At 73.0% G+C, this 20767-nt stretch carries 17 protein-coding genes; 5 read left to right on the top strand and 12 right to left on the bottom strand.

Going from position 1 to position 20767, the window contains the following annotated elements:
• The 7 genes from O7609_RS19700 to O7609_RS19670 form a co-directional block, all read right to left on the bottom strand.
• The gene (locus O7609_RS19700; RefSeq protein WP_269735671.1) at positions 1 to 4143 is read right to left on the bottom strand and encodes a TIGR02680 family protein; all 4143 of its coding nucleotides are present in this window, start codon (positions 4141 to 4143) and stop codon (positions 1 to 3) included.
• Positions 4144 to 4181: 38 nt separating this feature from the next.
• Complete coding sequence (locus O7609_RS19695; protein WP_269735672.1) at positions 4182 to 5444, bottom strand: TIGR02678 family protein; 1263 nt, start codon at positions 5442 to 5444, stop codon at positions 4182 to 4184.
• Complete coding sequence (locus O7609_RS19690; protein ID WP_269735673.1) at positions 5441 to 7018, bottom strand: TIGR02677 family protein; 1578 nt, start codon at positions 7016 to 7018, stop codon at positions 5441 to 5443. The genes O7609_RS19695 and O7609_RS19690 overlap by 4 nt, the downstream gene beginning before the upstream one ends.
• 278 nt (positions 7019 to 7296) lie before the next feature.
• Complete coding sequence (locus O7609_RS19685) at positions 7297 to 7536, bottom strand: hypothetical protein (RefSeq protein WP_269735674.1); 240 nt, start codon at positions 7534 to 7536, stop codon at positions 7297 to 7299.
• Positions 7533 to 7862, bottom strand: coding sequence for a DUF6247 family protein (locus O7609_RS19680; protein WP_269735675.1), 330 nt, complete (start codon positions 7860 to 7862; stop codon positions 7533 to 7535). The genes O7609_RS19685 and O7609_RS19680 overlap by 4 nt, the downstream gene beginning before the upstream one ends.
• A 155-nt stretch (positions 7863 to 8017) precedes the next feature.
• A complete protein-coding gene (gene pruA / locus O7609_RS19675) occupies positions 8018 to 9649 on the bottom strand; it encodes an L-glutamate gamma-semialdehyde dehydrogenase (RefSeq protein ID WP_269735676.1) in 1632 nt (543 codons plus the stop codon).
• Between the two features lie 70 nt (positions 9650 to 9719).
• On the bottom strand, positions 9720 to 10646 hold the full coding sequence (locus O7609_RS19670; protein ID WP_269743979.1) for a proline dehydrogenase family protein: 927 nt from the start codon (positions 10644 to 10646) through the stop codon (positions 9720 to 9722).
• A 198-nt stretch (positions 10647 to 10844) separates the two neighbouring features.
• Here O7609_RS19670 and O7609_RS19665 point away from each other — a divergent pair, with 198 nt between their 5' ends.
• Positions 10845 to 12083: a PucR family transcriptional regulator gene (locus O7609_RS19665; protein ID WP_269735678.1), complete on the top strand. Its 1239-nt coding sequence runs from the start codon at positions 10845 to 10847 to the stop codon at positions 12081 to 12083.
• A 17-nt stretch (positions 12084 to 12100) separates the two neighbouring features.
• Here O7609_RS19665 and O7609_RS19660 read toward each other — a convergent pair whose 3' ends face one another.
• Positions 12101 to 13483: an aspartate aminotransferase family protein gene (locus tag O7609_RS19660; RefSeq protein WP_269735679.1), complete on the bottom strand. Its 1383-nt coding sequence runs from the start codon at positions 13481 to 13483 to the stop codon at positions 12101 to 12103.
• 86 nt (positions 13484 to 13569) lie between these two features.
• Here O7609_RS19660 and O7609_RS19655 point away from each other — a divergent pair, with 86 nt between their 5' ends.
• From O7609_RS19655 to O7609_RS19640, 4 genes are all read left to right on the top strand, one after another.
• Positions 13570 to 14520, top strand: a complete 951-nt coding sequence (locus tag O7609_RS19655) for a LysR substrate-binding domain-containing protein (RefSeq protein WP_269743978.1) — start codon at positions 13570 to 13572, stop codon at positions 14518 to 14520.
• 68 nt (positions 14521 to 14588) lie between these two features.
• Positions 14589 to 15254 (top strand): hypothetical protein, encoded by a 666-nt coding sequence (locus tag O7609_RS19650; protein ID WP_269735681.1) that lies wholly within the window; start codon positions 14589 to 14591, stop codon positions 15252 to 15254.
• A gap of 76 nt (positions 15255 to 15330) precedes the next feature.
• Positions 15331 to 15837 (top strand): SigE family RNA polymerase sigma factor, encoded by a 507-nt coding sequence (locus tag O7609_RS19645; RefSeq protein ID WP_269735682.1) that lies wholly within the window; start codon positions 15331 to 15333, stop codon positions 15835 to 15837.
• Positions 15834 to 16562, top strand: a complete 729-nt coding sequence (locus tag O7609_RS19640) for a hypothetical protein (RefSeq protein WP_269735683.1) — start codon at positions 15834 to 15836, stop codon at positions 16560 to 16562. Before O7609_RS19645 ends, O7609_RS19640 begins: the two co-directional genes overlap by 4 nt.
• A gap of 6 nt (positions 16563 to 16568) precedes the next feature.
• On the opposite strand, the gene O7609_RS19635 is transcribed toward O7609_RS19640, so the two are convergent.
• The 4 genes from O7609_RS19635 to ilvN form a co-directional block, all read right to left on the bottom strand.
• The gene (locus O7609_RS19635; protein WP_269735684.1) at positions 16569 to 17018 is read right to left on the bottom strand and encodes a hypothetical protein; all 450 of its coding nucleotides are present in this window, start codon (positions 17016 to 17018) and stop codon (positions 16569 to 16571) included.
• Between the two features lie 111 nt (positions 17019 to 17129).
• Positions 17130 to 18722: a phosphoglycerate dehydrogenase gene (serA, locus tag O7609_RS19630; RefSeq protein WP_269735685.1), complete on the bottom strand. Its 1593-nt coding sequence runs from the start codon at positions 18720 to 18722 to the stop codon at positions 17130 to 17132.
• A gap of 278 nt (positions 18723 to 19000) precedes the next feature.
• A complete protein-coding gene (ilvC, locus tag O7609_RS19625) occupies positions 19001 to 19999 on the bottom strand; it encodes a ketol-acid reductoisomerase (RefSeq protein WP_269737192.1) in 999 nt (332 codons plus the stop codon).
• A 209-nt stretch (positions 20000 to 20208) separates the two neighbouring features.
• Positions 20209 to 20733 (bottom strand): acetolactate synthase small subunit, encoded by a 525-nt coding sequence (gene ilvN / locus O7609_RS19620; RefSeq protein ID WP_269735686.1) that lies wholly within the window; start codon positions 20731 to 20733, stop codon positions 20209 to 20211.
• Between the last annotated feature and the right edge of the window lie 34 nt (positions 20734 to 20767).

Genomic DNA, 20767 nt, shown 5'->3' with positions numbered 1-20767 from the left:
TCACTCCCGGGGGGTCGTCGGTCGGAGCGTCGTGCCCGACTCGCTCGTCCGGCTCTGCGGCGGCACCGCCGCTGTGGGCACCCGGAGGTCGGGCTCCGGGCCGCGCAGCCGCTGTGCGCCGTCCCACTGCCAGCGGGTCACCAGAACGGCCGGGATGCCGTCGACGCGGGAGAGCTGGGCGATGGCGATGCCGGGCACCTGGGGATAGCAGGCCCACTCGCGTTCGCTGGTCATCACCACGTCCAGGTCGAAGGCGTGCAGCAGCCCCAGACACTTCGCCCGGGAGTCGTCGTCCACGCCAGCGAAAGCCTCGTCGAGAGTGACCAGTCGGGGCGCGTGGGGCACCGCGGCGCTGGCGTAGTGGGAGGACGCCGCCGCGAACAGCGGTACGGAGACGGCGAGCACCCGCTCACCCCCGGAGGCGGGTCCTGTCGCCGCAACCCACGTGCCGTTCTGGTGGCGCTCGACGCCGAACTCGTGCCAGGCCCGGTAGTCGAGAGCCGCCGTGAGATCCTCCAGCCAGCTCCCCGAACTGTCGGCGGCCTGTTGCCGCGCGATCTGCTCCTGGAGGAACTCCCCGACCGCCGCACGGTCCTGCGCCGACCACGCGTCGACGCTCTGCCGAAGCCGTTCCCGGGCCTGGGCCAGCCCCGGGGGCGCCTTGCGCGAAGGGCGCCAGGCCAGCCGCAGCCGCATCCCCGTGGACGTGGGGCGCTGCTCCAGCTCGGCGTTCATGGCCCGCACCTGCCGCTCGGCCGCGCCGATCAGTTCGTGCAGCGTACCCGCCACCTCGGTGATCAGGTGGGTCTCCAGGATCTCCCGCTCGTGGGCGGACAGGATGCGCTCCAGCTCCGTCACCTCCTCGCCGAGCGCGCGGGCGAGTTCGGGCACGGAGCGGCTACGGCCCTGGTAGACGATCTCGACCCGCATGCCGTCGTCGCCGGGATAGGCGGAGGCCGTGTGGCCGTGCCGGGAGAGAGCGTCCTGAAGCTTGGTGAACTCCTCGCTCAGTCGCTTCTGCACGCGCTCCCAGGCGCTGTCGGACTCGTCTGTGGCGGCCAGTTCGGCCTCGATCGTCCGGGCCAGGGCGATGGCCGGGGTGGCGGCCCAAGGCTCCCCGTCCGCGTCGGGCACCGCGAGTTCCGCAAGAGCGACGGCGAGCAGTCCCGTCCGGGCGAACCGCTGGAGGGCGGTGATGGCTTCCTCCCGGGCCGCAGTCACCGTGGTGATCTCCTGCTCCAGGCGCTCGATGCGTCCCTCGACGCGGCTGGCCAGACGGTCGGCCTCGCCGTGGGCGGCGCGAGTGCGTCGTCGCTGCCCCTCGCACTCCCGCGCCGCGGCGGCCGTCTCCTCCAGACGCCGCTGGAGCTCGGCCACGGCCGAGCCGACGGTGGCGGCGAGGGTGGTGCGGCGTTCGTCCGCGGCGGCGGCCGAACGGGCTGCCTCGTCGGCGCGTTCGGCGAGCTCCGCGACCTGCCGCGCGGCGCGAGTCGCGTCCTCCCGCTCCTCGCCCAGCGCGCGCCCGGCGTCGTTGGCCTCGCGCAGCGCGGGCCACAGCCCGGCCAGGAGGAGCGCGTGCTCGGTGAGCGCCTCGCGGGCGCCGGCCAGCCCGGCGGGGTCGGAGGGCAGCCGCATGTCCGTGGCGGTGGTGGTGAGCTCCTCCGCCGCCGCGACGGCCAGCCGCGTCGCCCGCGCCAGTTCCGCCGACCGTTCCTCGTGGCGCTCGCGGGCCCGGGTGAGGGCCTCCAGGGCGGCGGCGGTTCCGGCGTGACCGCGGCGCACGGCGTCGTCGTCGGGCAGCGCCGCCAGCTCGGCGTCGAGCGTGCCCTGCCGTGCGACGAGCTCCCGCAGCGCGGCGCCGATCCGATCCCGCTCAGCCGTCAGCGCCCCGTGCTCCTGGCGCAGCCTGGTGATCCGGGCACGGCGCGCCTCCTCCCGGGCGCCCTCTCCGACGTACTCCGCCTGCGCCTTGGTCCAGCTCCCGTTCAGCGCGCCGACGCGGAACCCGCCGTCCTCCGCGATCCACGTGCCGGTCTCCGGCGAGGGTCGTGCGGGCGTGCCGGCGCGGACGAGTCCGACCGACGCGAGCAGGCGGTCGACGGTCGCCTCACCCACCGCGGCGGCGCGGGGGTCACCCTGGTCGATCGCGGGCCGCAGCACCTCGGCGAGACAGGCTCCTGCAGCCTTCCCATCGGCCGTCAGCAGCACGTCGTGCTCGTCGGCGCCAACTGCGGTGCCGTCGGGGCACACCCAGGCGTCGAGCAGCCCGGACGCCTGCAAGGCCGCTTCCAGTCCGGCGCGTTCGGCTGCCGTGACGTACGGCCGGAAGTCGACCAGCCGCCAGAAGGGGGAGCCGGCCTTGTGGTCGCGGGCTCCGGGTGCCCGGGTGCCCGGTGGGCGAGGAGCGCGCTGCCCGCCCGCTTCGAGTCCGGCCAGTTCCTCGGCCAGCCGGCCGCGGTGTTCCTCCGTCTCCGCCGAGCGGTGCTCCCAGCGGGCCGACTCCTCGGCCAGCCGCGCGGTGGCCTCACGGTGCGCTCCGGTGGCGGCCTGCCGCGCGGGGTTCGCCCCGTCCAGCCGGCCGGTCCACTCCTGCGTGGCGTCCAGCACCCCCGGCAGGCCGGGCACGCGCAACTCGGTGCTCGCGGTCAGGTGGTCGCGCACGCGCTCCACCAGGGCGCGCCCGTCCTCCGCCGCCCGGGCCTCCGTCCCGGCGAGGTGTTCCGCGCTGTGCGTGACGTCCGCTTCGGCCTCCTCGGCGCGCAGGAGAGCGGCACGCCGCTCCCGTTCCGCGCGCCCGGCCCGCGCCGCCAGCCCCTCAACGTGTTCCACAGCGCGCAGACGGCGGGCCCGCGTCTCTTCGGCCGCCCGCCGCAGCTCGGCCTCGGACGCGCCGTCGGTGCGCACGGCTCCGTCCAGCCCGGCGATGTTCCCACTCTCGTCCAGGCGCTTGCGCAGCCCGTCCAACGCTTCCTGGGCGAGGGCGAGGCGGTTCTCGGCGGTCCGGGTGCGGCCCTGCGCCCGGGTGTGCGTCTGGGAGGCCTGCTCCCGGTCCTGCCGGGCCCGGCTCAGCTCGGCGGCGGTACGGGCGGCGTCCTCTGTGGCCCGCTCCAGCGCCCGGGCGTCGCGCATCTCGGGGCCTGCGCGCAGCGCAGCGTCCTGGGCGGCGAACCGGGTGGCCCGCTCCTCCAGCTGGACGAGACGTTCCTCGGCCTCCGCCCGCTCGGCGACAGCCTGTTCCCGCTCTGCCTGCGCCCTGCTCAGATCACGCTGCACGCTCTCGTAGCGGGCGTGTTCGGTGCGCGGGAGGCGAGCCCTGCGCCGGGACGCCATCCGGGCGTAGCGGCGGTAATGCTCCAGGAAGGTGGATGAGGCCGCCGACGCATCCTGCGCGGCGCGCAGCTCGTCCTTCTCCTCGTCGAGGGACCGGAACGCCTCGGCGACGTCGGCGATCACCGCCTGGTCCATCGGCGGCAGCGCCTCGGTCAGCGCCCGGGACAGGGCGGCCTCGTTGGGGCGCTTGGAGAGCTGCGGCTGGCGCAGTTGGATGAGCAGGTCGACCAGGGCCGCGTAGCGGCGTTCACCCAGGCCGAAGAGGGACTCGTCGACGGCCCTGCGGTAGGACGTCGCCGTGTCGTAGACCATGCCGTGTTCTGCGATGGCCTCCGCCAGGCGGTCCCGGGACAGGGCGGTGCCCGTAGCATCGAGCAGGTGCAGCCCGGCCCCGATCCGCTGTTCGGTGACGGCGAACCAGTGACGGGCGATGCCGCGCCCGCTGACCGCCTTCAGGCCGCACAGCAGGGTGCGGAACCGCTCCTGGCCCGTCGTCTCCTCCACGCGGCCGAACTCGATCCAGGCGTAGCCCAGCCGTTCGGGGTGCGGATGCTCACCGCCGAGCAGCAGGTTCCACTCCATCCGCTTGCCGGGATCGCCGTCGGGTTCGACACGGCGGGCCGAGAGGTCGCCGTCCAGGAGGAAGGGCAGGGTGAGCGCCAGCACCTTGGACTTGCCGGTGCCGTTGTTGCCCCGCAGCAGGAGCCGTCCGTCGTGGAACCAGAACTCCTCGGCGTCGTAGTGGAACATGTCGACGAGGCCGATGCGCAGCGGGCGCCACCGGCCGGCGGCGGGGATGGGCAGAGCGGTCAACGCGGCGGGCCGCCTTTCGCGGAGGGGCTGGAGGGGCGTCATGGGCTTCTGTCGGCCGAGCGGCGTGATGTCCGTGGGCTCCCCGACGGGCGCCGGGCACGTGTGGCCCCGGGCTCTCGCACCTCGGGTTCGCCGACGGCGTACCGGGCGAGCGCGGGCAGCGGGACGACGCCTTCCGGCGTTCGCCGCACGAGGCCGAGAGCCACGAGCTTGCTCAGTGCCTGCTCAACCAGTTCGGGCTCCGCTCCCGGCTCCCGGGCGGTCTTGGACCAGAAGCCGCCGTGCTCCACGGCCAGCTCCCGTACCCGGCCCTCCAGTTCAGCGGGCCGCACCGCGCTGTCGGCTGCCGCCAGGTGCCCGGCGAGCAGCAGCGTGACATGGCCATGGGTGCCCTGCTCCGGCATCCGCACGTCGGTCAGGTCGTCCAGCGGGTCCACCATGGCGATGCCCTCAGCCCGCACCTCCGGGACGAGCCCGGTGAGTTCGGTGATCCGCACGGTCATGAAACCGCGCTGCCGGGTGAGGTAGGCCAGCTCCTCGTCGCTCAGCGTCTCGTAGTAGAGGACCGGGTCGTCCAGCAGGCAGCGGGTGAGCTTCCAGCGGATGGCGCGGAAGCGGAGTTCGTCGCTTTCCAGCGCGCTCTGGGCCGTCAGCTCGGCCAGTCGGTCGTCGAACTCCTCGGCGGTGACCAGGGAGGCGCCACGGCTCGTCGCCGTCATCCCGGCCAGGACGCGGCGGCGCACATCGTAGAGCGCGTCACCTGAGCCGCTGACGTAGGCGTCCTCGTCCCCGGCGACCCGGCGCAGCACGCCCAGGCTCAGCAGCACCCGGACGACCGCGGCCAGATCGCTCCGCTCCTCGCGGCGTTCCAGGGTGAACGTGATGCCGGACTCGCTCAGCCGTGGGTCGGCCGCGGCCAGCACGACCTGTTCGGCCAGCCGGCCGAGGGCGACCTGTGCCTCGCCCCGCTCCAGCGCGGCCAGGGCCAGGCAGAGGAGCACGTAGCGTCGGCGGGTGAAGGGCAGCGGGGTGCGGCGGGCCTCCCGGGCGGGGTGCGTGGCGTCGGACAGGGTGCCGGGCGTCTTGCGCAGCCGCGCGGCCTCCGCGTCCACGCGCAGGCTCCAGCCGGTGTTGCGCTCGAACCACTCCCGCAGCTCGGCCTGGTGCTGGCGCACCAGGCGGAAGGCGTCTGCGGACGGGCCCTCGGAGGTCAGCAGCGGCTCCTTGAGCAGAGCCCGTGCGGCCCGTCGGACGTCGGCGGCGCGCTGGCCTTCGAGCACGTCGGCGAGGTGGGTGCTCATCCCCTCGGCCTCCCTTCCGCCCGCAGTGCCGGCCGGTCCGAGGAGAGGTCGGTGATCTCCACGAGGTGGTCCGGGCCCCGGAACATCCCCGCCGGGGTGTGGATCTCGGCTGTCGAGCCGTCGTCCAGGGCGGTGAGCCGGATGTCCAGCGAGCCGTCGCCGCTGGTGGCGTACGTCGTCGTCATGCCCGGCCGCCAGGTGGCCAGGGCGTCGCCGAGCAGCCGCAGGAACAGCTCGAAGGCACGGGGGTCGAACTCGCTCAGCTGTGACAGCCGCAGCTCGCCCTGTGTGACCAGACGTCTGCGCGCCTGCGCGGTCTGCTCGGCCTCACGGGCGGCGATCTCCGCCAACCGGGCCCGGGCCGCGCCGCGATCGGCGACCCGGCGCGGTTTGCCGCGCCGTTCGTAGCTTCCGGTGCGGCGCAGTTGCGGGCTGATCCGCAGCGGCTCGGCCGCCGCCCAGGGCGTCGCCGCCGGTACGGGCTCGGCAGTGCGCTGGGCGAGGGTGTCGGCGTCCACGGTCAGATGCCGCGAGGAGTACAGGCCGAACGCGACCCGCCACAGCCGGTGCCGCGCCGCGTCATCCGGGGCCTCGGCGAACCAGCGGGCGAGGGTGCGGAAGTCGGCCGAGCGGTCCGAGCGACCGGAGCGCCGCTCGTTGAGCTGCCGGACGACCGCCAGGAGCTGCCGGATTCCGCCCAGGGCACGGCCGCGCAGCAGCCGGGCCTGGGACTCGCGTCCCTCCCCCGAGACGAACCACCGCGTCAGCCCTGACCAGCGCGCCGACCAGCGCTCGTGGGCCGCCGCCTCCGCGAGCTCCGCTTCCTCCGGTACCGCGTCGGTCGCCTCACGGGCGGCGGCCAGCCGCAGCAGCGGCTGCACCCGGCCCTGGGACTCCAGCTCGCCGATGAGCGCGGCGATCCGGCCGCCCAGGGTGATCAGATCCTGGATGAACCGCTCCAGGTACTGGATCAACCGGTCCTTGTAGGCGAGAAACGCGTCGACCTCGACATCGTGCAGGTCGATGGTGCGCTGGAGCGACCCCATGAAGACGCGGGCGTTCTCGGCGAGTGCGCTGAACCGTCCGGTGAGCGCGTCCAGTGCGAGGTGGGCCTTACTCGGATCTGGATCGCCCTCGGAGGCGATCACCAGCAGCGCCCGAAGCTGGGTGACGATGTCGTGCAGGGCGACGGCCTGTAGCTCGCCCCGTCGCCCCAGCGCCTCGTCAAAGGTGCCGAGCGCCGCCTCTGCCGCCTCGCCCTCCCGCGTGAGCTGATAGATGAACCGCTTGCGGTAGAAGTCCTCGACCGCCGTCACCCGGGCGGTGTCCGGGTCGGACCGCAGGTTGCCCCACTCCACGAGCCGGTCGAGGGCCTGGACGAGCGCCTCCGCCTCCGGACGCTGGTCAGCGGGCAGCGCGGCGTGGACGTCCTCGGGGCGCAGATGGACGGCGAACCTGTCCTTCGCGGCCAGGAAGGCGCCCGTGACCTGCCGGTACAAGGGGGCGTTCGGCGCCGTCAGGTGGGCGAACGGGCTGTACTCGGCCCGCGTGGGCCGCTCTGCGGGATCAGTCATACCGGCGCCATCATCCCGCATCGGGCGATCCCGGCGCAGGGAAGTGGCGTATCCTCCCCGCGCCTCGGAAACCTGCTCAGCACGGCCGCCGGACGCGGTGGTGCGCAGGGCCACGAGCCGGTGTGCCAGTGCGTCCAGCCTGGCTTCCGGTTCCCTTGGCGGAAGATCCAGGCCGACCAGGCCTCCCGAGGCTCGGAGGTCGAACAGACCACCCTAAGGGGTGTTCGGAGGGCGACGTTGCGTAGTTCCGCGGGTGGAGGACAGTGACGGCGGAGCCGTCACACGGCGACCAGGTCGATGACGTTGATCACGACGTGGCGGTTGGAGACGACGTAGACGGTCATTCCGCCGGTGAAGAACGCCGTCCAGCTGTTGTCCTGGTTGCTCCGCGCGCCGTTCCCGAAGGGATTGGCGCTGAGCTGTTTCTCCAGCCGTTCCAGTGCACTGCGCTGAGGTGCCGGTAACGCCGCCTTGCGGCGAGCCGCGCGCTCGGCGTACCGGATCGCGTACGTGCTCATCGTTCACCCGCGCAGAGGGACAGGGGCGTTCCCTGGGCGTCGTAGGCGTTCCCCTCCGCGTCCCGGAAGATCATGCCCTCGGTGTCGCCCTGCTGTACCCGGCGGACGTCGTTCTCGACCTGATCCAGGTAGCCGGGCGTCGCGCAGGCGCAGGCCGCGGGGAACCAGCGGTCCACGGCGGTGTCCAGCGCCGCCTGGTCGAACTCCGCCGCCGCGCTGAGGAAGTCCTGCTCGAAGCCGCGTAGCCAGTCGGGGCGGCGCTCCAGCGCCGCGCGGATCGCGGCAGGTGTCTTCTCGCACGCTGTCGTGTCGACTTCGCGGGCCACGGCGGCTCCTCGTACGGGGACTGACGGTGCTGCCGATGCTACGCAGGCGCGGAGCGGCGCCGGCAGGGGCGCACGGGGCGCGGCAGCGAACCCCGGCGGGAAAGGGGCGGGCCCGGCGCCCGCGGTGCGGGGGCCGGGCCCGGTGGGGCTGGGGGTCAGCCCATGTGCGGGTAGCGGTAGTCGGTCGGGGCGACCTGCGTCTCCTTGATGGAGCGCGGCGACATCCAGCGGAGCAGGTTGAACTTCGAGCCCGCCTTGTCGTTCGTGCCGGAGGCACGGGCGCCGCCGAAGGGCTGCTGGCCGACGATGGAGCCGGTGGGACGGTCGTTGAGGTAGAAGTTGCCGGCCGCGAAGCGCAGCTTGTCCGAGGCCTTGGCGAGGACGGCCCGGTCCTTGGCGAGGACGGCGCCGGTCAGCGCGTAGGCGGAGACGGACTCCATCTGCTCCAGCATGGCGTCGAACTTCTCGTCCTCGTAGACGTGGACGGCGATGATGGGCCCGAAGTACTCGGTCTTGAAGACGTCGTTCTCGGGGTCGGAGCAGGCGATGACGGTCGGGCGGACGAAATAGCCGACCGAGTCGTCGTAGGTGCCGCCCGCGATGATCTCGCAGGACGGGTCGGCCTTGGCGGCGTCGATGGCGGCCTTGTTCTTGGCGAAGGCACGGTCGTCGATGACGGCGCCGATGAAGTTGGACAGGTCGGTGACGTCGCCCATCGTCAGGCCCTCGGCCTCCGCGGCCAGCTCGTCGCGCAGGCCGCCCTCCCACAGGGTGCGCGGGACGTAGGCGCGGGAGGCGGCGGAGCACTTCTGGCCCTGGTACTCGAAGGCGCCGCGGGTGATGGCGGTCTTCAGGATCGCCGGGTCGGCGGTGGGGTGGGCGACGATGAAGTCCTTGCCGCCGGTCTCGCCGACGATACGCGGGTAGGAGCGGTAGCCGGCGATGTTGTTGCCGACCTCGCGCCACAGGTGCTGGAAGGTGCCGGTGGAGCCGGTGAAGTGGATGCCGGCCAGCTCCGGGTGCGGCAGGGCGACCTCGGAGACGTCCTTGCCGTCACCGGTGACCAGGTTGATGACGCCGGGGGGCATCCCGGCCTCCTCCAGGAGCTCCATGAGCAGCACGGCGGAGTGGGTCTGGGTGGGCGAGGGCTTCCAGACGACGACGTTGCCCATCAGCGCGGGGGCGGTGGGCAGGTTGCCCGCGATGGCCGTGAAGTTGAACGGCGTGATCGCGTAGACGAAGCCCTCCAGCGGACGGTGGTCCAGCCGGTTCCACACGCCCTTGGGCTGGATGGGGGGCTGCTCGGTGAGCAGCTCGCGGGCGAAGTGCACGTTGAAGCGCCAGAAGTCGACCAGCTCGCAGGGCGCGTCGATCTCGGCCTGCTGGGCGGTCTTGGACTGGCCCAGCATGGTGGAGGCGGCGATCGTCTCGCGCCAGGGGCCGGCCAGCAGCTCGGCGGCCTTGAGGATGATGGCGGCGCGGTCGTCGAAGGACAGGGCGCGCCAGGCCGGGGCGGCGGCCAGGGCGGCGTCGACGGCGTCCTTGGCGTCCTGCCGGGTGGCGTTCGCATAGGTGCCCAGCCGCTTGGCGTGGGCGTGCGGCTGGACGACGTCGAAGCGCTCGCCGCCGCCCATGCGCTTCTCCCCGTTGATCGTCATGGGGAGGTCGATCGGGTTCTCGGCCAGCTCCTTCAGCCTGCGCTCCAGGCGGGCCCGCTCAGGGCTGCCGGGGGCGTAGCCGTGCACCGGCTCGTTGTACGGGGCGGGGACCTGGGTCACAGCATCCATGGCTGGCATGTCTCCTTCGGGGTCGGGGAGAGGGACGGCAGTGGCGGTGGGCCGCCGGGTGGGCCCGCGCTCAGCCGCGGGTGGCGAGCGAGCGCAGGAAGAACGCGAGGTTGGCCGGGCGCTCGGCGAGGCGGCGCATGAAGTAGCCGTACCAGTCGGTGCCGTACGGCACGTACACGCGCATCCGGTGACCGGCGGCGACCAGGCGCTCCTGTTCAGCCTCGCGGATGCCGTAGAGCATCTGGAACTCGTACTCGTCCGGCTTGCGGCCGAAGCGGCGGGCGAGCTCCTGGGTGATGGCGACCATCCGCGGGTCGTGCGAGCCGATCATGGGGTAGCCCTGACCGGCCATGAGGATCTTCAAACAGCGTACATACGCCCGGTCGACGTCGTGCTTGTTCTGATAGGCGACCTCGGCGGGTTCCTTGTAGGCGCCCTTCACCAGGCGCACCCGGGAGCCTTCCCCGGCCAGCGCGCGGCAGTCCTCCTCGGTGCGGAAGAGGTAGGACTGGACGACGGCTCCGGTCTGCGGGAAGTCCTTGCGCAGCTCGGCGAGGATGGCGAGCGTGGAGTCCACGGTGGTGTGGTCCTCCATGTCCAGGGTCACCGTGGTCCCGGCCGCCGCCGCGGCCTCGACGACGGGGCGCACGTTCGCGTAGGCGATGTCGTGGCCGCCGGGCAGTGCCTGGCCGAACGCGGACAGCTTCACCGACATCTCGGCGCGCCCGTCGAGGTCCTCCTCCCCGAGGACGTCGGCGAGGGCGAGGTAGGCGTCGCGGGCGCGGAGGGCCTCGCTGGGGTCGGTGACGTCCTCGCCGAGGTGGTCGAGGGTCACCTCCAGCCCGCGACCGGTCAGGTCGCGCACGGCCCACGCGGCGTGCTCCAGGCGCTCTCCGGCCACGAAACGGTCCACGACGGGCCGGGTGAACGGGGCGGCCGAGACGAGGCGGCGGATGCCGTCACTGCGCGCGGCGGCGAGAAGCACAGGACCCAGCAACGGGCACCTCCAACAGGACATTCTTTCAACGGCGGGGTGAGCCGCCGCAAAATCTAAGGATCGCGCCGGCGACCGGCCATCGACACCTGTCACGCTCGCGTGGCACGAATCTCAGACAGTTGTATGAGAATGGGGTGGGCGGGACGCGTCGGCGCCGGGGCCGGCGCCACAGGCTGCGACGAGAGGGGCGGACCGGCGATGCGCGAGGACTACCAGGGCCTGATCGACGAGGTGTCGGCGCTGCTGGGCGCCCCCGCCACCCTGGAGGACCGCGACTTCACGCTGATCGCCTTCGGCGCCCACAGCACCGAGAGCGACGACGACCTCGTGCTCGACCCCGTCCGCACGCGGTCGATCATGCAGCGCCGCTCCTCGGCCGCCGTCCGGGCCTGGTTCGAGCGGTTCGGGATCACCCGGGCGCGTGGCCCGGTCCGGATCCCGCCCGACCCGGCCGCCGGGGTCGTCAAGGGCCGGATCTGCCTGCCCGTGCGGCACGGCGGCGTGGCGCACGGCTACATCTGGCTCCTGGACGACGGCACCCTGGAGCTCGACGACCCCCGGCTCACCGAGGCTCTCGCCACGGCCGACCGCATCGGGGCGCTCCTGGCGGCCGAGGCCCATTCCGGTGCCCGCCTGGGCGAGCTGCTGCACACCGCGCTCACCGGTCCGGCCGGTGAGCGCCTGACCGCCGCGGAGGAGCTGCGCTCGGCGCTCGGCCCGGCGGCCGGGCGCCCGCTGGCCGTCGTCGCCGTCACCCCGTGGCGCGCCGAGGGCGCCGGGCCCCCGGCCACCCGCCTCCCCCAGGTGCCGGTGACGTGCCCGGTACGGCCCGGGGACGCCGCCGCCCCAGCCGAGGGGGCCCTGGCGGCCCTGGTCCGGCTGCACACGCCCGAGGGGCTCGACCCCGCCCGCAGCGCCGGTGAGCGGCTCCTGCGCTCGCCCCGCAGCGGCGCCCCGGACGGCACCGGCTCCGCCACGAGCGCCGGGGCGGGCCCGGGGCCGGTCGTCGTGCCCGGCGCCGGGCCGGTCGCCACGGCCGGGGTCAGCGCCGGGCTGCCCGGGCTCGCCGAGCCCGCCGAGGCCTGGCGGCAGGCCCTCGCCGCCGCCCGCGCGGCCCGGGCGGAGCCACGGCTGGGGCCCGTCGCCCTGTGGCCGGAGCTGGGCCCGTACCGTCTCCTGACGGCCCTGCCGGACACCGTCAGGGCCGACCCGGTCCTCAGACGGCTGCTGGACCCGGCCCACCGGGAGATGGCGCGCACCGCCGAGGTCTACCTCGACTGCGCCGGGCAGGCCGGACGGGCCGCCGCGGCCCTCGGCGTCCACCGGCAGACCCTCTACTACCGGCTCTCCCGCGTCGAGCAGCTCACCGGGCTCGATCTGGGCGACGGCGAGTCCCGGCTCCTCCTCCACATGGCCCTCAAGGCCACCCGCCTGTGACGCGGGGGGCGGGACGGTCAGCGGGCGGCTCGCGTGTCGCCGATCGCCGTGTCCAGGATCTCCAGACCGAGGGCCAGCTCGTCCTGCGTCGCGGTCAGCGGCGGCGCGATCCGGAACACGCCACCCATGCCGGGGAGCTGCACGATGTTCATGTGCAGGCCGAGTTCGAGGCAGCGGCGAGTGACCCCCGCGCCCAGCTCGTCGACGCCGGGGCCGTCGGCGTCCTCGGCGACGAGTTCGAGCGCCGCGAGCAGGCCCCGGCCGCGGGTGTCGCCGACGCACGCGTGACGCGTGGCGATGTCCTCCAGCCCCCGGCGCAGGAAGGCACCGAGCGACCGGGCCCGTTCGTCGAGCCGTTCGGCGGTCAGGACGTCGAGGACCGTGTTGCCGACCGCCGCCGCCAGCGGATCGGAGACGTGGGTGGTGAAGAACAGGAACCCGCGCTCGTACGCCTCCTGCTCGATGTCGGCGCTGGTGACCACGGCCGCGACCGGCAGTCCGGCACCGAGCGTCTTGGACAGGGTGAGGATGTCGGGCACGACCCGGTCGCGCTCGAACGCGTACCAGGTCCCGGTGCGGCACAGGCCCGTCTGTGCCTCGTCGAGGATCAGGAGCATGCCGCGCTCCCGGCACTTCTCCCGCAGGGCGGCGAAGTACCCGGGCGGCGGCTCGATGATGCCGCCCGCGCTGAGGATCGGCTCCACCAGGCAGGCGGCCAGGCTGCCGGTCGACTGGGCGTCGATCAGTTCGAAGGCGAGGTCGAGCTGGCGGCGCCAGTCGAAGGAGCCGTCGGGCGTGGTGAAGTCGGGCCGGTACGCGTTCGGCACCGGGAGCGCGAAGTTGCCGGGCGAGGACGGGCCGTACCCCTTGCGGCCCGCGCTGTAGGTGGCGGAGGCGGCGGCCTGCGTCATGCCGTGCCAGGACCGTGCGAACGAGACGATCTCGTGCTTGCCGGTGACGAGCTTGGCCATCCGGATCGCGGCCTCGTTCGACTCGGCGCCGGTGGTCAGGATCTGCACCTTCGACAGCGGTGCGGGCAGGGTGTCGGACAGGCGCCGGGCGAGGTCGACGACCGGGCGGCTGAGCATGCCGCTGTACAGATGGTCCAGGTGCGCGACCTGCCGCTGGACGGTCTCGACGATCGCCGGGTGCGAGTGGCCGAGGATCGCGCTCATCTGGCCGGAGGTGAAGTCGAGGATCTTCCGGCCCGCCGCGGTGTACACGAAGCTCCCTGCGGCGCGATCGATGATCTCCGGGGTGAACGCGCCGCCGTAGCGGACGAGATGCCGTTCGGCATCGGCCCAGAAGGCGTCGCCGGACGCGGGCGCGGTGGGATCGGTCGTCGTGGGAACGGTCGTCGTGAAAACGGGGGACGTCGGGTCCGTGGACGGAGCAACCATGCCCCGACGGTAGGGAGACGGCGAGCGGCACGTCCATCTCACATTTCCGGCTCTGCTGTTCGGTGAAACCGCACAACAATGGGCGCATGATGAACCCCTGGAGGCTCCGCCTCCTCACGCAGATGGACACCCTCGGCACCGTCCGGGCCGTCGCCCAGGCCGCCAGCATGAGTCCGTCGAGTGTCTCGCAGCAGTTGGCCGTGCTCGAGGCCGAGACCCGCACCCAGCTCTTCGAGCGGACGGGCCGCCGGGTACGACTGACCTCGGCCGGGGTGATCCTCGCGCGGCGTGCGCGAGCGCTCCTCGACCACATGGAGAGCATCGAGGCGGAGCTGCGCGGGTTCGGCGAGGAGCCGTCGGGGCTGGTGCGGCTCGGCGCGTTCCAGAGCGCGATCCACTCCGTGGCAGTGCCGGCGGTGACCCGTCTCGCCCGCGCACACCCGCACCTGGACGTCGAGTTGCTGGAGCTCGAACCGCACGCGAGCATCCCCGCCCTGCGCGCCGGTGACGCGGACCTCGTCATCACGACCACGGACTTCGACGAGCTGCCGCTCGGCCCGGACCTCGACCTCGTGCCGCTGGCCACGGACCCCGTCCTGCTGGTCCTCCCGCCGGGCCACCCCGCGGCCGGCCGAGGCCCCGTGGACCTCACGGCCGTCGCGGACGAGCCGTGGGCGTTCGACGTGCCGCAGTCCTACATGGCCAACCTCGCAGTGCGGCTGTGCCGTCATTCGGGGTTCGAGCCGCGCGTGGTCTGCCGGTTCAGCAACTACCTGATGTCCCTGCAGCACGTCGAGGCCGGCCTGTCGATCGCCCTGCTTCCCGGGCTGGCGGTCGATCGCCGGTATCACGTCGTCACCAGGGAACTCACGACTCCGGTGACCCGCACGATCACCGCGGCACTCCGCCGCGGCCCGCCCCGCCGCGCGGCGGTACGCGCCCTGCTGGAGACGCTCCGTCACGGTCCGGACGTCCTGCCCGCCGGCTCCGCCGACGAAGAATTCTCCGGCCGTGACATAGATCCCGGCACGGCGTGACGTCTGAGAGGTGACAGGCAACCAGGCGGGCCGCGCACGGGCCCGCCGCCACCTTCGGGAGTCACACCATGAACGAGAACCGCACCCGCCACGGCCGGGCCACGCGTCGTCGGCTGGCCGCCACCACCGGCGCGATGGCGACGCTGCTGCTGGCCGGGGCCGGCATCGCGACAGCGGACCAGCCCGAGCCCGCGCCGACGCGGGCCCAGGCCGCCGCCCCGGAGGCCGCGGTGCCCGGAGAGGCCCCCGCGTCGGAGAGCGCGCGTTCCGGCCTGGAGACGTTCGGCGGCCTGGAGGTGAAGGTCGTCGAGCCGTACGAGCCCGTGGCCATCGGCGAGGACTGGCGGATGGGTCTGCTGCCCACGGGCAAGCAGAACTACGTGGTCAGCCCGAACGAGCGCTTCGCGGAGGACATCGAGTCCGCCAAGGGCTACGTCGGCTCCGACATCCGCCCCGACAGCATCAGCGTCGGCGTCTACTCCGAGTCGGGCGAGGTCCAGATCATCGACGGTGCGTGGCGGCTGGACGAGACGCCGCGCGAGATCATCGTCTCCTTCGGAGACAACGTCGACTACGCGGCGCAGATCGTGCGGCTCCCGGGCGAGCCCGGCTGGGGCACCTACTACCTCGACCTCCGGGGCCAGGAGCTGCCGGACAGCTTCACGGTGATCGCCAAGGACGCCGACGGCGACGTCTTCGACACCATGGACGTCGAGCCCTGGCCGGCCGGCTGACCCTCGACCGACCGCCGCGCCGGGTGATGGGGGCCCCGGCGCGGCCCGGAGACCGACGACCGGACACAGGAGCCAGGTGAACAAGAGCGCGGAGGACGACTTCCGTTCGTTCGTCGAGGGCCGCTGGCCGCGCCTGCTGCGTACGGCCTATCTGCTGACCGGCCATCACCAGGACGCGGAGGACCTGGTGCAGGCCGCACTGGCGCGGGCGTACACGCGCTGGGAGCGGGTGCGGAACGCCCGTGACCCGGAGGCGTACGTGTGGCGCATTCTGATCAACACCAACGCGGACCGGATACGCCGCCGCAGGCTCGGCGAGTGGCTCACCCAATGGCTGCCGGAGCGGGCGGCACCGGACCGCACCGACCAACTCGTCGAACGCAGCCTCCTGTTGGACGCCCTGCGCCGCCTGCCCGCCCGGCAGCGCGCCACCGTGGTGCTGCGGTACCTGGAGGACCGGAGCGAGACGGAGGTGGCCGAGCTGCTGGGCACCGGCGTGGGTACCGTGCGCAGCCACACGGCCCGGGCGCTGGCCAGGCTGCGCGCCGAACTGCCCCGACTCACAACGAGCGAGACGGTATGAGAGACGAGCGAGAGTTCCCGGCCGCGCCGGAGCGGGCGGAGGCCGAACTGAGCGCCGCCCTGCGCCGGGAGGCCGACGCGCTGCCGACCGGCCCGGCGCCGGTGGACGCCGTGGTACGGGCGGGCCGGTCCCGACGGCGGACCCGGCGGGCCGTCGTCCTGGGCTCGGCGGCGGCCGTGGCCGTGCTGGCCGCACTACCCCTGCTGCCCGGCGCCGCCGACCCGGGACGCGTGGAGCCCGCCGTGCCCTCACCCGCACCCGCCGACCCGTCCGGCACCGGGCCGCGGACGGTCGAGCCCTACGCCCCGGTCACCGTCGCGCCGGGACTGCGGCTCGGGCTGCTGCCCGGGGGGCGGCAGACCTACGTCCTCGCCGAGCCGGAGGGGTTCCGGGAGGCCGTGGAACACGCCCGCGAGCAGGGGCTGGGGGAGAACATCCGTCCCCGCAGCATCAGTGCCGGGTACCTGGCCATGGCGGGCACGGGCGTCGAGCGGGTCGAGGGTGCCTGGCGGCTGCCGGAGCCGCCGCGGCGAATCGTGGTGACCGTGGCGGGAAAGGAGTACCCGGCTGAGCTGTTCACGCTGCCCGGTGACCCCGGCTGGGGCGTGTACTTCCTCGACACCACCGCGCTGCCCCGCTTCGACACCTTCACGGTCACGGCGTACGACGCGGAGGGGGAAGTCTTCGACAGGGTCGACGTCGGCCGATGGTCTGACGGCGCCTGAGGCGGGTCAGAGCTCGCCGCAGAGCCGCCGCGCCTCGTCCAGGTGACGCTTCGCCGCATCGGTGAACTCGTACTGCTGATTGACCTGCAACCGCACCTCGTCGATGTTCTCGGCCAGGGGCAGGTACCGGGAGTCTGCCTCACCGGCGGCCCGGGACAGTGTGTGCGCGCCGCTCCAGCGGTGGAGGTGGACGATACCGTCCTGTCCCTCGTCGTAGTACTTCTCGTGGTCGAAGCGCTCCAGCGCCCCGCAGGCCGCCAGCGCGTCGGCGCGCGCGCCGGACGCGTCGTCGTCACCCGCGAGCGCGACGGCTGCGGCGCCTCCCACTGCGCCGAGGAGCGCCCCGGCCAGCAGAGCGGCGAAGAGGAGGCCGACAGGCCTGCGCGGGGGCACGGGCGGCGGGGGCGGGCCTATCGGCGGGGGCGGCTGTTGCGGAAACGGCTGTTGGGGATGCATGCACGCAGAGTAGCGGGCCGAGCAGCAGGGCGGGGACGGGGCTGGAACGCCGATGGCGGGTCACCGGAGCCCGGTGACCCGCCATCAGCTCGATCCGCGTGCCGTCAGCCGTCAGCCGTCGAGGAGGTTGACCGCGCGGGCGGAGGTGGCGCCGATCTCCTCGGCGATCTCCGCGAGGACGGACGGCGGGATGGTGTCGTCCACGGTGAGGGCGACGAGCGCCTCACCGCCCTCCTCGGCGCGGGAGACCTGCATGCCGGCGATGTTGATGCCGGCCTCGCCGAGGATGCGGCCCAGGGTGCCGACGACACCGGGGCGGTCGCCGTAGCGGAGGAAGGCCATGTGCTCCGCGAGGGACAGCTCGATCTCGTGGTCGCCGACGCCGACGATCTTCTGCACGTGCTTGGGCCCGGCCAGCGTGCCGGAGACGGCGATCTCCTCGCCGTTGCTCAGGGTGCCGCGCACGGTGACGAGGTTGCGGTGGTCCGGCGAGTCGCTGGAGGTGGTGAGGCGGACCTCGACGCCGCGCTCCTGGGCGAACAGCGGCGCGTTGACGTAGGAGACGGTCTCGTCGACGACGTCCTCGAAGACGCCCTTGAGCGCGGACAGCTCCAGCACCTTGACGTCGTACTGGGTGATCTCGCCGTAGACCTCGACGTCGAGCCGGACGGCGACCTCGCCGGCCAGCGCCGTGAAGATCCGGCCGAGCCGCTCGGCCAGCGGCAGCCCGGGGCGGACGTCCTCGGCGATCACGCCGCCCTGGACGTTGACCGCGTCCGGCACGAGCTCACCGGCGAGGGCGAGCCGCACGGAACGGGCCACGGCAACGCCCGCCTTCTCCTGGGCCTCGCCGGTGGAGGCGCCCAGGTGCGGGGTGCACACGACCTGGTCGAAGGCGAAGAGCGGGGAGTCGGTGCAGGGCTCGGAGGCGTAGACGTCGAGCCCGGCGCCGGCGACGCGGCCCTCCTTGAGGGCGGCGTAGAGCGCGTCCTCGTCCACGATGCCGCCGCGGGCTGCGTTGACGATGCGCACGCTCGGCTTGACCTTGTGCAGGGCCTCGTCGCCGATGAGGCCGAGCGTCTCCGGCGTCTTGGGGAGGTGGACGGTGATGAAGTCCGAGACCTCGAGCAGCTCGTCGAGCGTCAGCAGCTTGACGCCCATCTGCGCGGCGCGGGCGGGCTGCACGTAGGGGTCGTAGGCGACGACCTTCATGCCGAAGGCGGACATCCGCTGGGCGACGAGCACGCCGATGCGGCCGAGGCCGACGACGCCGAGCGTCTTCTCGGACAGCTCGACGCCCGTGTACTTGCTGCGCTTCCACTCGCCCTGCTTGAGGGCGGAGTTCGCCTGCGGGATGTTGCGGGCGGTGGCGACGAGGAGGCCGCAGGCCAGCTCGGCCGCGGTGACGATGTTGGAGGTCGGTGCGTTGACGACCATCACGCCGGCCTTGGTGGCGGCGGCGACGTCCACGTTGTCCAGGCCGACGCCGGCGCGCGCCACGACCTTGAGCTTGCGGGCGGCGCCGATGGCCTCGGCGTCCAGCTTGGTCGCGCTGCGGATCAGGATGGCGTCGACGTCGGCGATCGCGGCCAGCAGCTCGCCACGGTCGGCCCCGCTGCAGTGCCGGACGTCGAAGTCCGGGCCGAGGGCGTCGATGGTGGCCGGGGAGAGCTCCTCGGCGATGAGTACTACGGGCTTGCTCACTTCGGTCTCAGTCCTCACTAGTCCTGGGAGTACCGCCCGCGCCCGCCTGGGCGAGGGGGAGGACGGCCGCGTCTCGACGGCCGAAGGCGGTGGAGGTTGGCAGCCGCGTGGAGACGCACGACGCTGTGAGCCTGTGACGCGAATCTGCTGCGCAGTCTAGCCGTGATCCGGGGCCGATTCCGCGCAGACGCCGATCATCCCCCGTACGGATGGCCTGCCCGGCGCGGGCAGGGAGGCGGGGCGCCGCGACGGCCTCGGCCGCCGCGGCGCCCGGCGGCTCAGGCCTCGTCGTCGACCCAGCTCATGAGCTTGCGCAGCTCCTTGCCCGTGGTCTCCAGGAGGTGGTCCGAGTCGGCCTTCTTGTACTCGTTGTACTTGGGCAGGCCCGCCTTGTACTCGGCCATCCAGTTGTTGGCGAAGGTACCGTCCTTGATGTCGTCGAGGACCTTCTTCATCTCGGCCTTGGTCTGGTCGGTGATGACCCGCGGGCCGGTGACGTAGTCGCCCCACTCGGCGGTCTCGGAGACGGACCAGCGCATCTTGCTCAGGCCGCCCTCGTACATCAGGTCGACGATGAGCTTCAGCTCGTGCAGGCACTCGAAGTAGGCGATCTCCGGCTGGTAGCCCGCCTCGACGAGGGTCTCGAAACCGGCCTTGACCAGAGCGGAGGCGCCACCGCAGAGGACGGCCTGCTCGCCGAAGAGGTCGGTCTCGGTCTCCTCGGTGAAGGTCGTCTTGATGACGCCCGCGCGGGTGCCGCCGATGCCCTTGGCGTAGGAGAGGGCCAGCTCGAAGGCCTTGCCGGTGGCGTCCTGCTCGACGGCCGCGATGCACGGCACGCCGCGGCCCTCCTCGAACTGACGGCGGACGAGGTGGCCGGGGCCCTTCGGGGCGACCATGCACACGTCGACGTTGGCCGGGGGCTTGATGAAGCCGAAGCGGATGTTGAAGCCGTGGCCGAAGAACAGGGCGTCGCCGTCCTTCAGGTTGTCCTTGACGGACTCCTCGTAGACCTGGGCCTGGATCGGGTCCGGGACGAGGATCATGATGACGTCGGCCTCGGCCGCGGCCTCGGCCGGGGTGACGACGCGCAGGCCCTGCTCCTCGGCCTTCGCCTTGGACGTGGAGCCCTCGTGCAGGCCGACGCGCACGTCGACGCCCGAGTCGCGCAGCGACAGCGCGTGGGCGTGGCCCTGGCTGCCGTAGCCGAGCACGGCCACCTTGCGGCCCTGGATGATGGACAGGTCGGCGTCGTCGTCGTAGAAGAGCTCGGCCACTTCGGACATCTCCTTGTTGTGTTTCTTTCGCGGACCCGGCACGGGAGCCCCGCGTCGGGTCCAACCGTATGGTGATCGGCCGGTGCGTACCGCCGGGTCTCGCGATGCGGTCCACGGTGTTGACACCGGTCAGGGTGGTGGGTGCGGCGGAGCGGCCGGTGCCGGGAGCGAGGCGACGCCCGTGAGGGGCCCCCGCTCCCGGCCGGCCGCTACGCGCTGCGGTCCAGGGCGCGCAGCGAGCGGTCGGTGATGGAGCGCGCGCCGCGTCCGATCGCGATGGTGCCGGACTGCACGAGCTCCTTGATGCCGTACTGCTCCAGCATCCTGAGCATGGCCTCCAGTTTGTCGCTGCTGCCGGTCGCCTCGATGGTGACGGCCTCCGGGGAGACGTCGACGGTCTTGGCCCGGAACAGCTGGACGATCTCCACGATCTGGGAGCGCGTCTCGTTGTCGGCGCGGACCTTCACCAGAACGAGTTCGCGCTGCACGGCCGCGCCCGGCTCCAGCTCGACGATCTTCAGCACGTTGACGAGCTTGTTGAGCTGCTTGGTGACCTGCTCCAGCGGGAGGTCCTCGACGTTCACCACGATGGTGATGCGGGAGATCTCCGGGTGCTCGGTGGTGCCGACCGCCAGGGAGTCGATGTTGAAGCCGCGCCGGGAGAACAGGGCGGTGATCCGGGCCAGGACGCCGGGCTTGTTCTCCACCAGGACGGAGAGGGTGTGCTTGGACATGGGTTGGGGTCTCTCTCGCTACTCGCGCCGGTGG

This window comes from Streptomyces sp. WMMC1477, from assembly GCF_027460245.1.
GTDB lineage: Bacteria > Actinomycetota > Actinomycetes > Streptomycetales > Streptomycetaceae > Streptomyces.
Note: the sequence above shows the minus strand (reverse complement) of the source record. Positions and strands in the feature narration are given on the sequence as shown.

What these genes read in the sequence shown, in the direction of transcription:
- O7609_RS19695 (WP_269735672.1), bottom strand. Translation starts at nt 5,444, where the DNA reads ATGAGCACCCACCTCGCCGACGTGCTCGAAGGCCAGCGCGCCGCCGAC.
- O7609_RS19690 (WP_269735673.1), bottom strand. Translation starts at nt 7,018, where the DNA reads ATGACTGATCCCGCAGAGCGGCCCACGCGGGCCGAGTACAGCCCGTTC.
- O7609_RS19685 (WP_269735674.1), bottom strand. Translation starts at nt 7,536, where the DNA reads ATGAGCACGTACGCGATCCGGTACGCCGAGCGCGCGGCTCGCCGCAAG.
- pruA (WP_269735676.1), bottom strand. Translation starts at nt 9,649, where the DNA reads ATGGATGCTGTGACCCAGGTCCCCGCCCCGTACAACGAGCCGGTGCAC.
- O7609_RS19665 (WP_269735678.1), top strand. Translation starts at nt 10,845, where the DNA reads ATGCGCGAGGACTACCAGGGCCTGATCGACGAGGTGTCGGCGCTGCTG.
- O7609_RS19660 (WP_269735679.1), bottom strand. Translation starts at nt 13,483, where the DNA reads ATGGTTGCTCCGTCCACGGACCCGACGTCCCCCGTTTTCACGACGACC.
- O7609_RS19655 (WP_269743978.1), top strand. Translation starts at nt 13,570, where the DNA reads ATGATGAACCCCTGGAGGCTCCGCCTCCTCACGCAGATGGACACCCTC.
- O7609_RS19650 (WP_269735681.1), top strand. Translation starts at nt 14,589, where the DNA reads ATGAACGAGAACCGCACCCGCCACGGCCGGGCCACGCGTCGTCGGCTG.
- O7609_RS19640 (WP_269735683.1), top strand. Translation starts at nt 15,834, where the DNA reads ATGAGAGACGAGCGAGAGTTCCCGGCCGCGCCGGAGCGGGCGGAGGCC.
- O7609_RS19635 (WP_269735684.1), bottom strand. Translation starts at nt 17,018, where the DNA reads ATGCATCCCCAACAGCCGTTTCCGCAACAGCCGCCCCCGCCGATAGGC.
- ilvN (WP_269735686.1), bottom strand. Translation starts at nt 20,733, where the DNA reads ATGTCCAAGCACACCCTCTCCGTCCTGGTGGAGAACAAGCCCGGCGTC.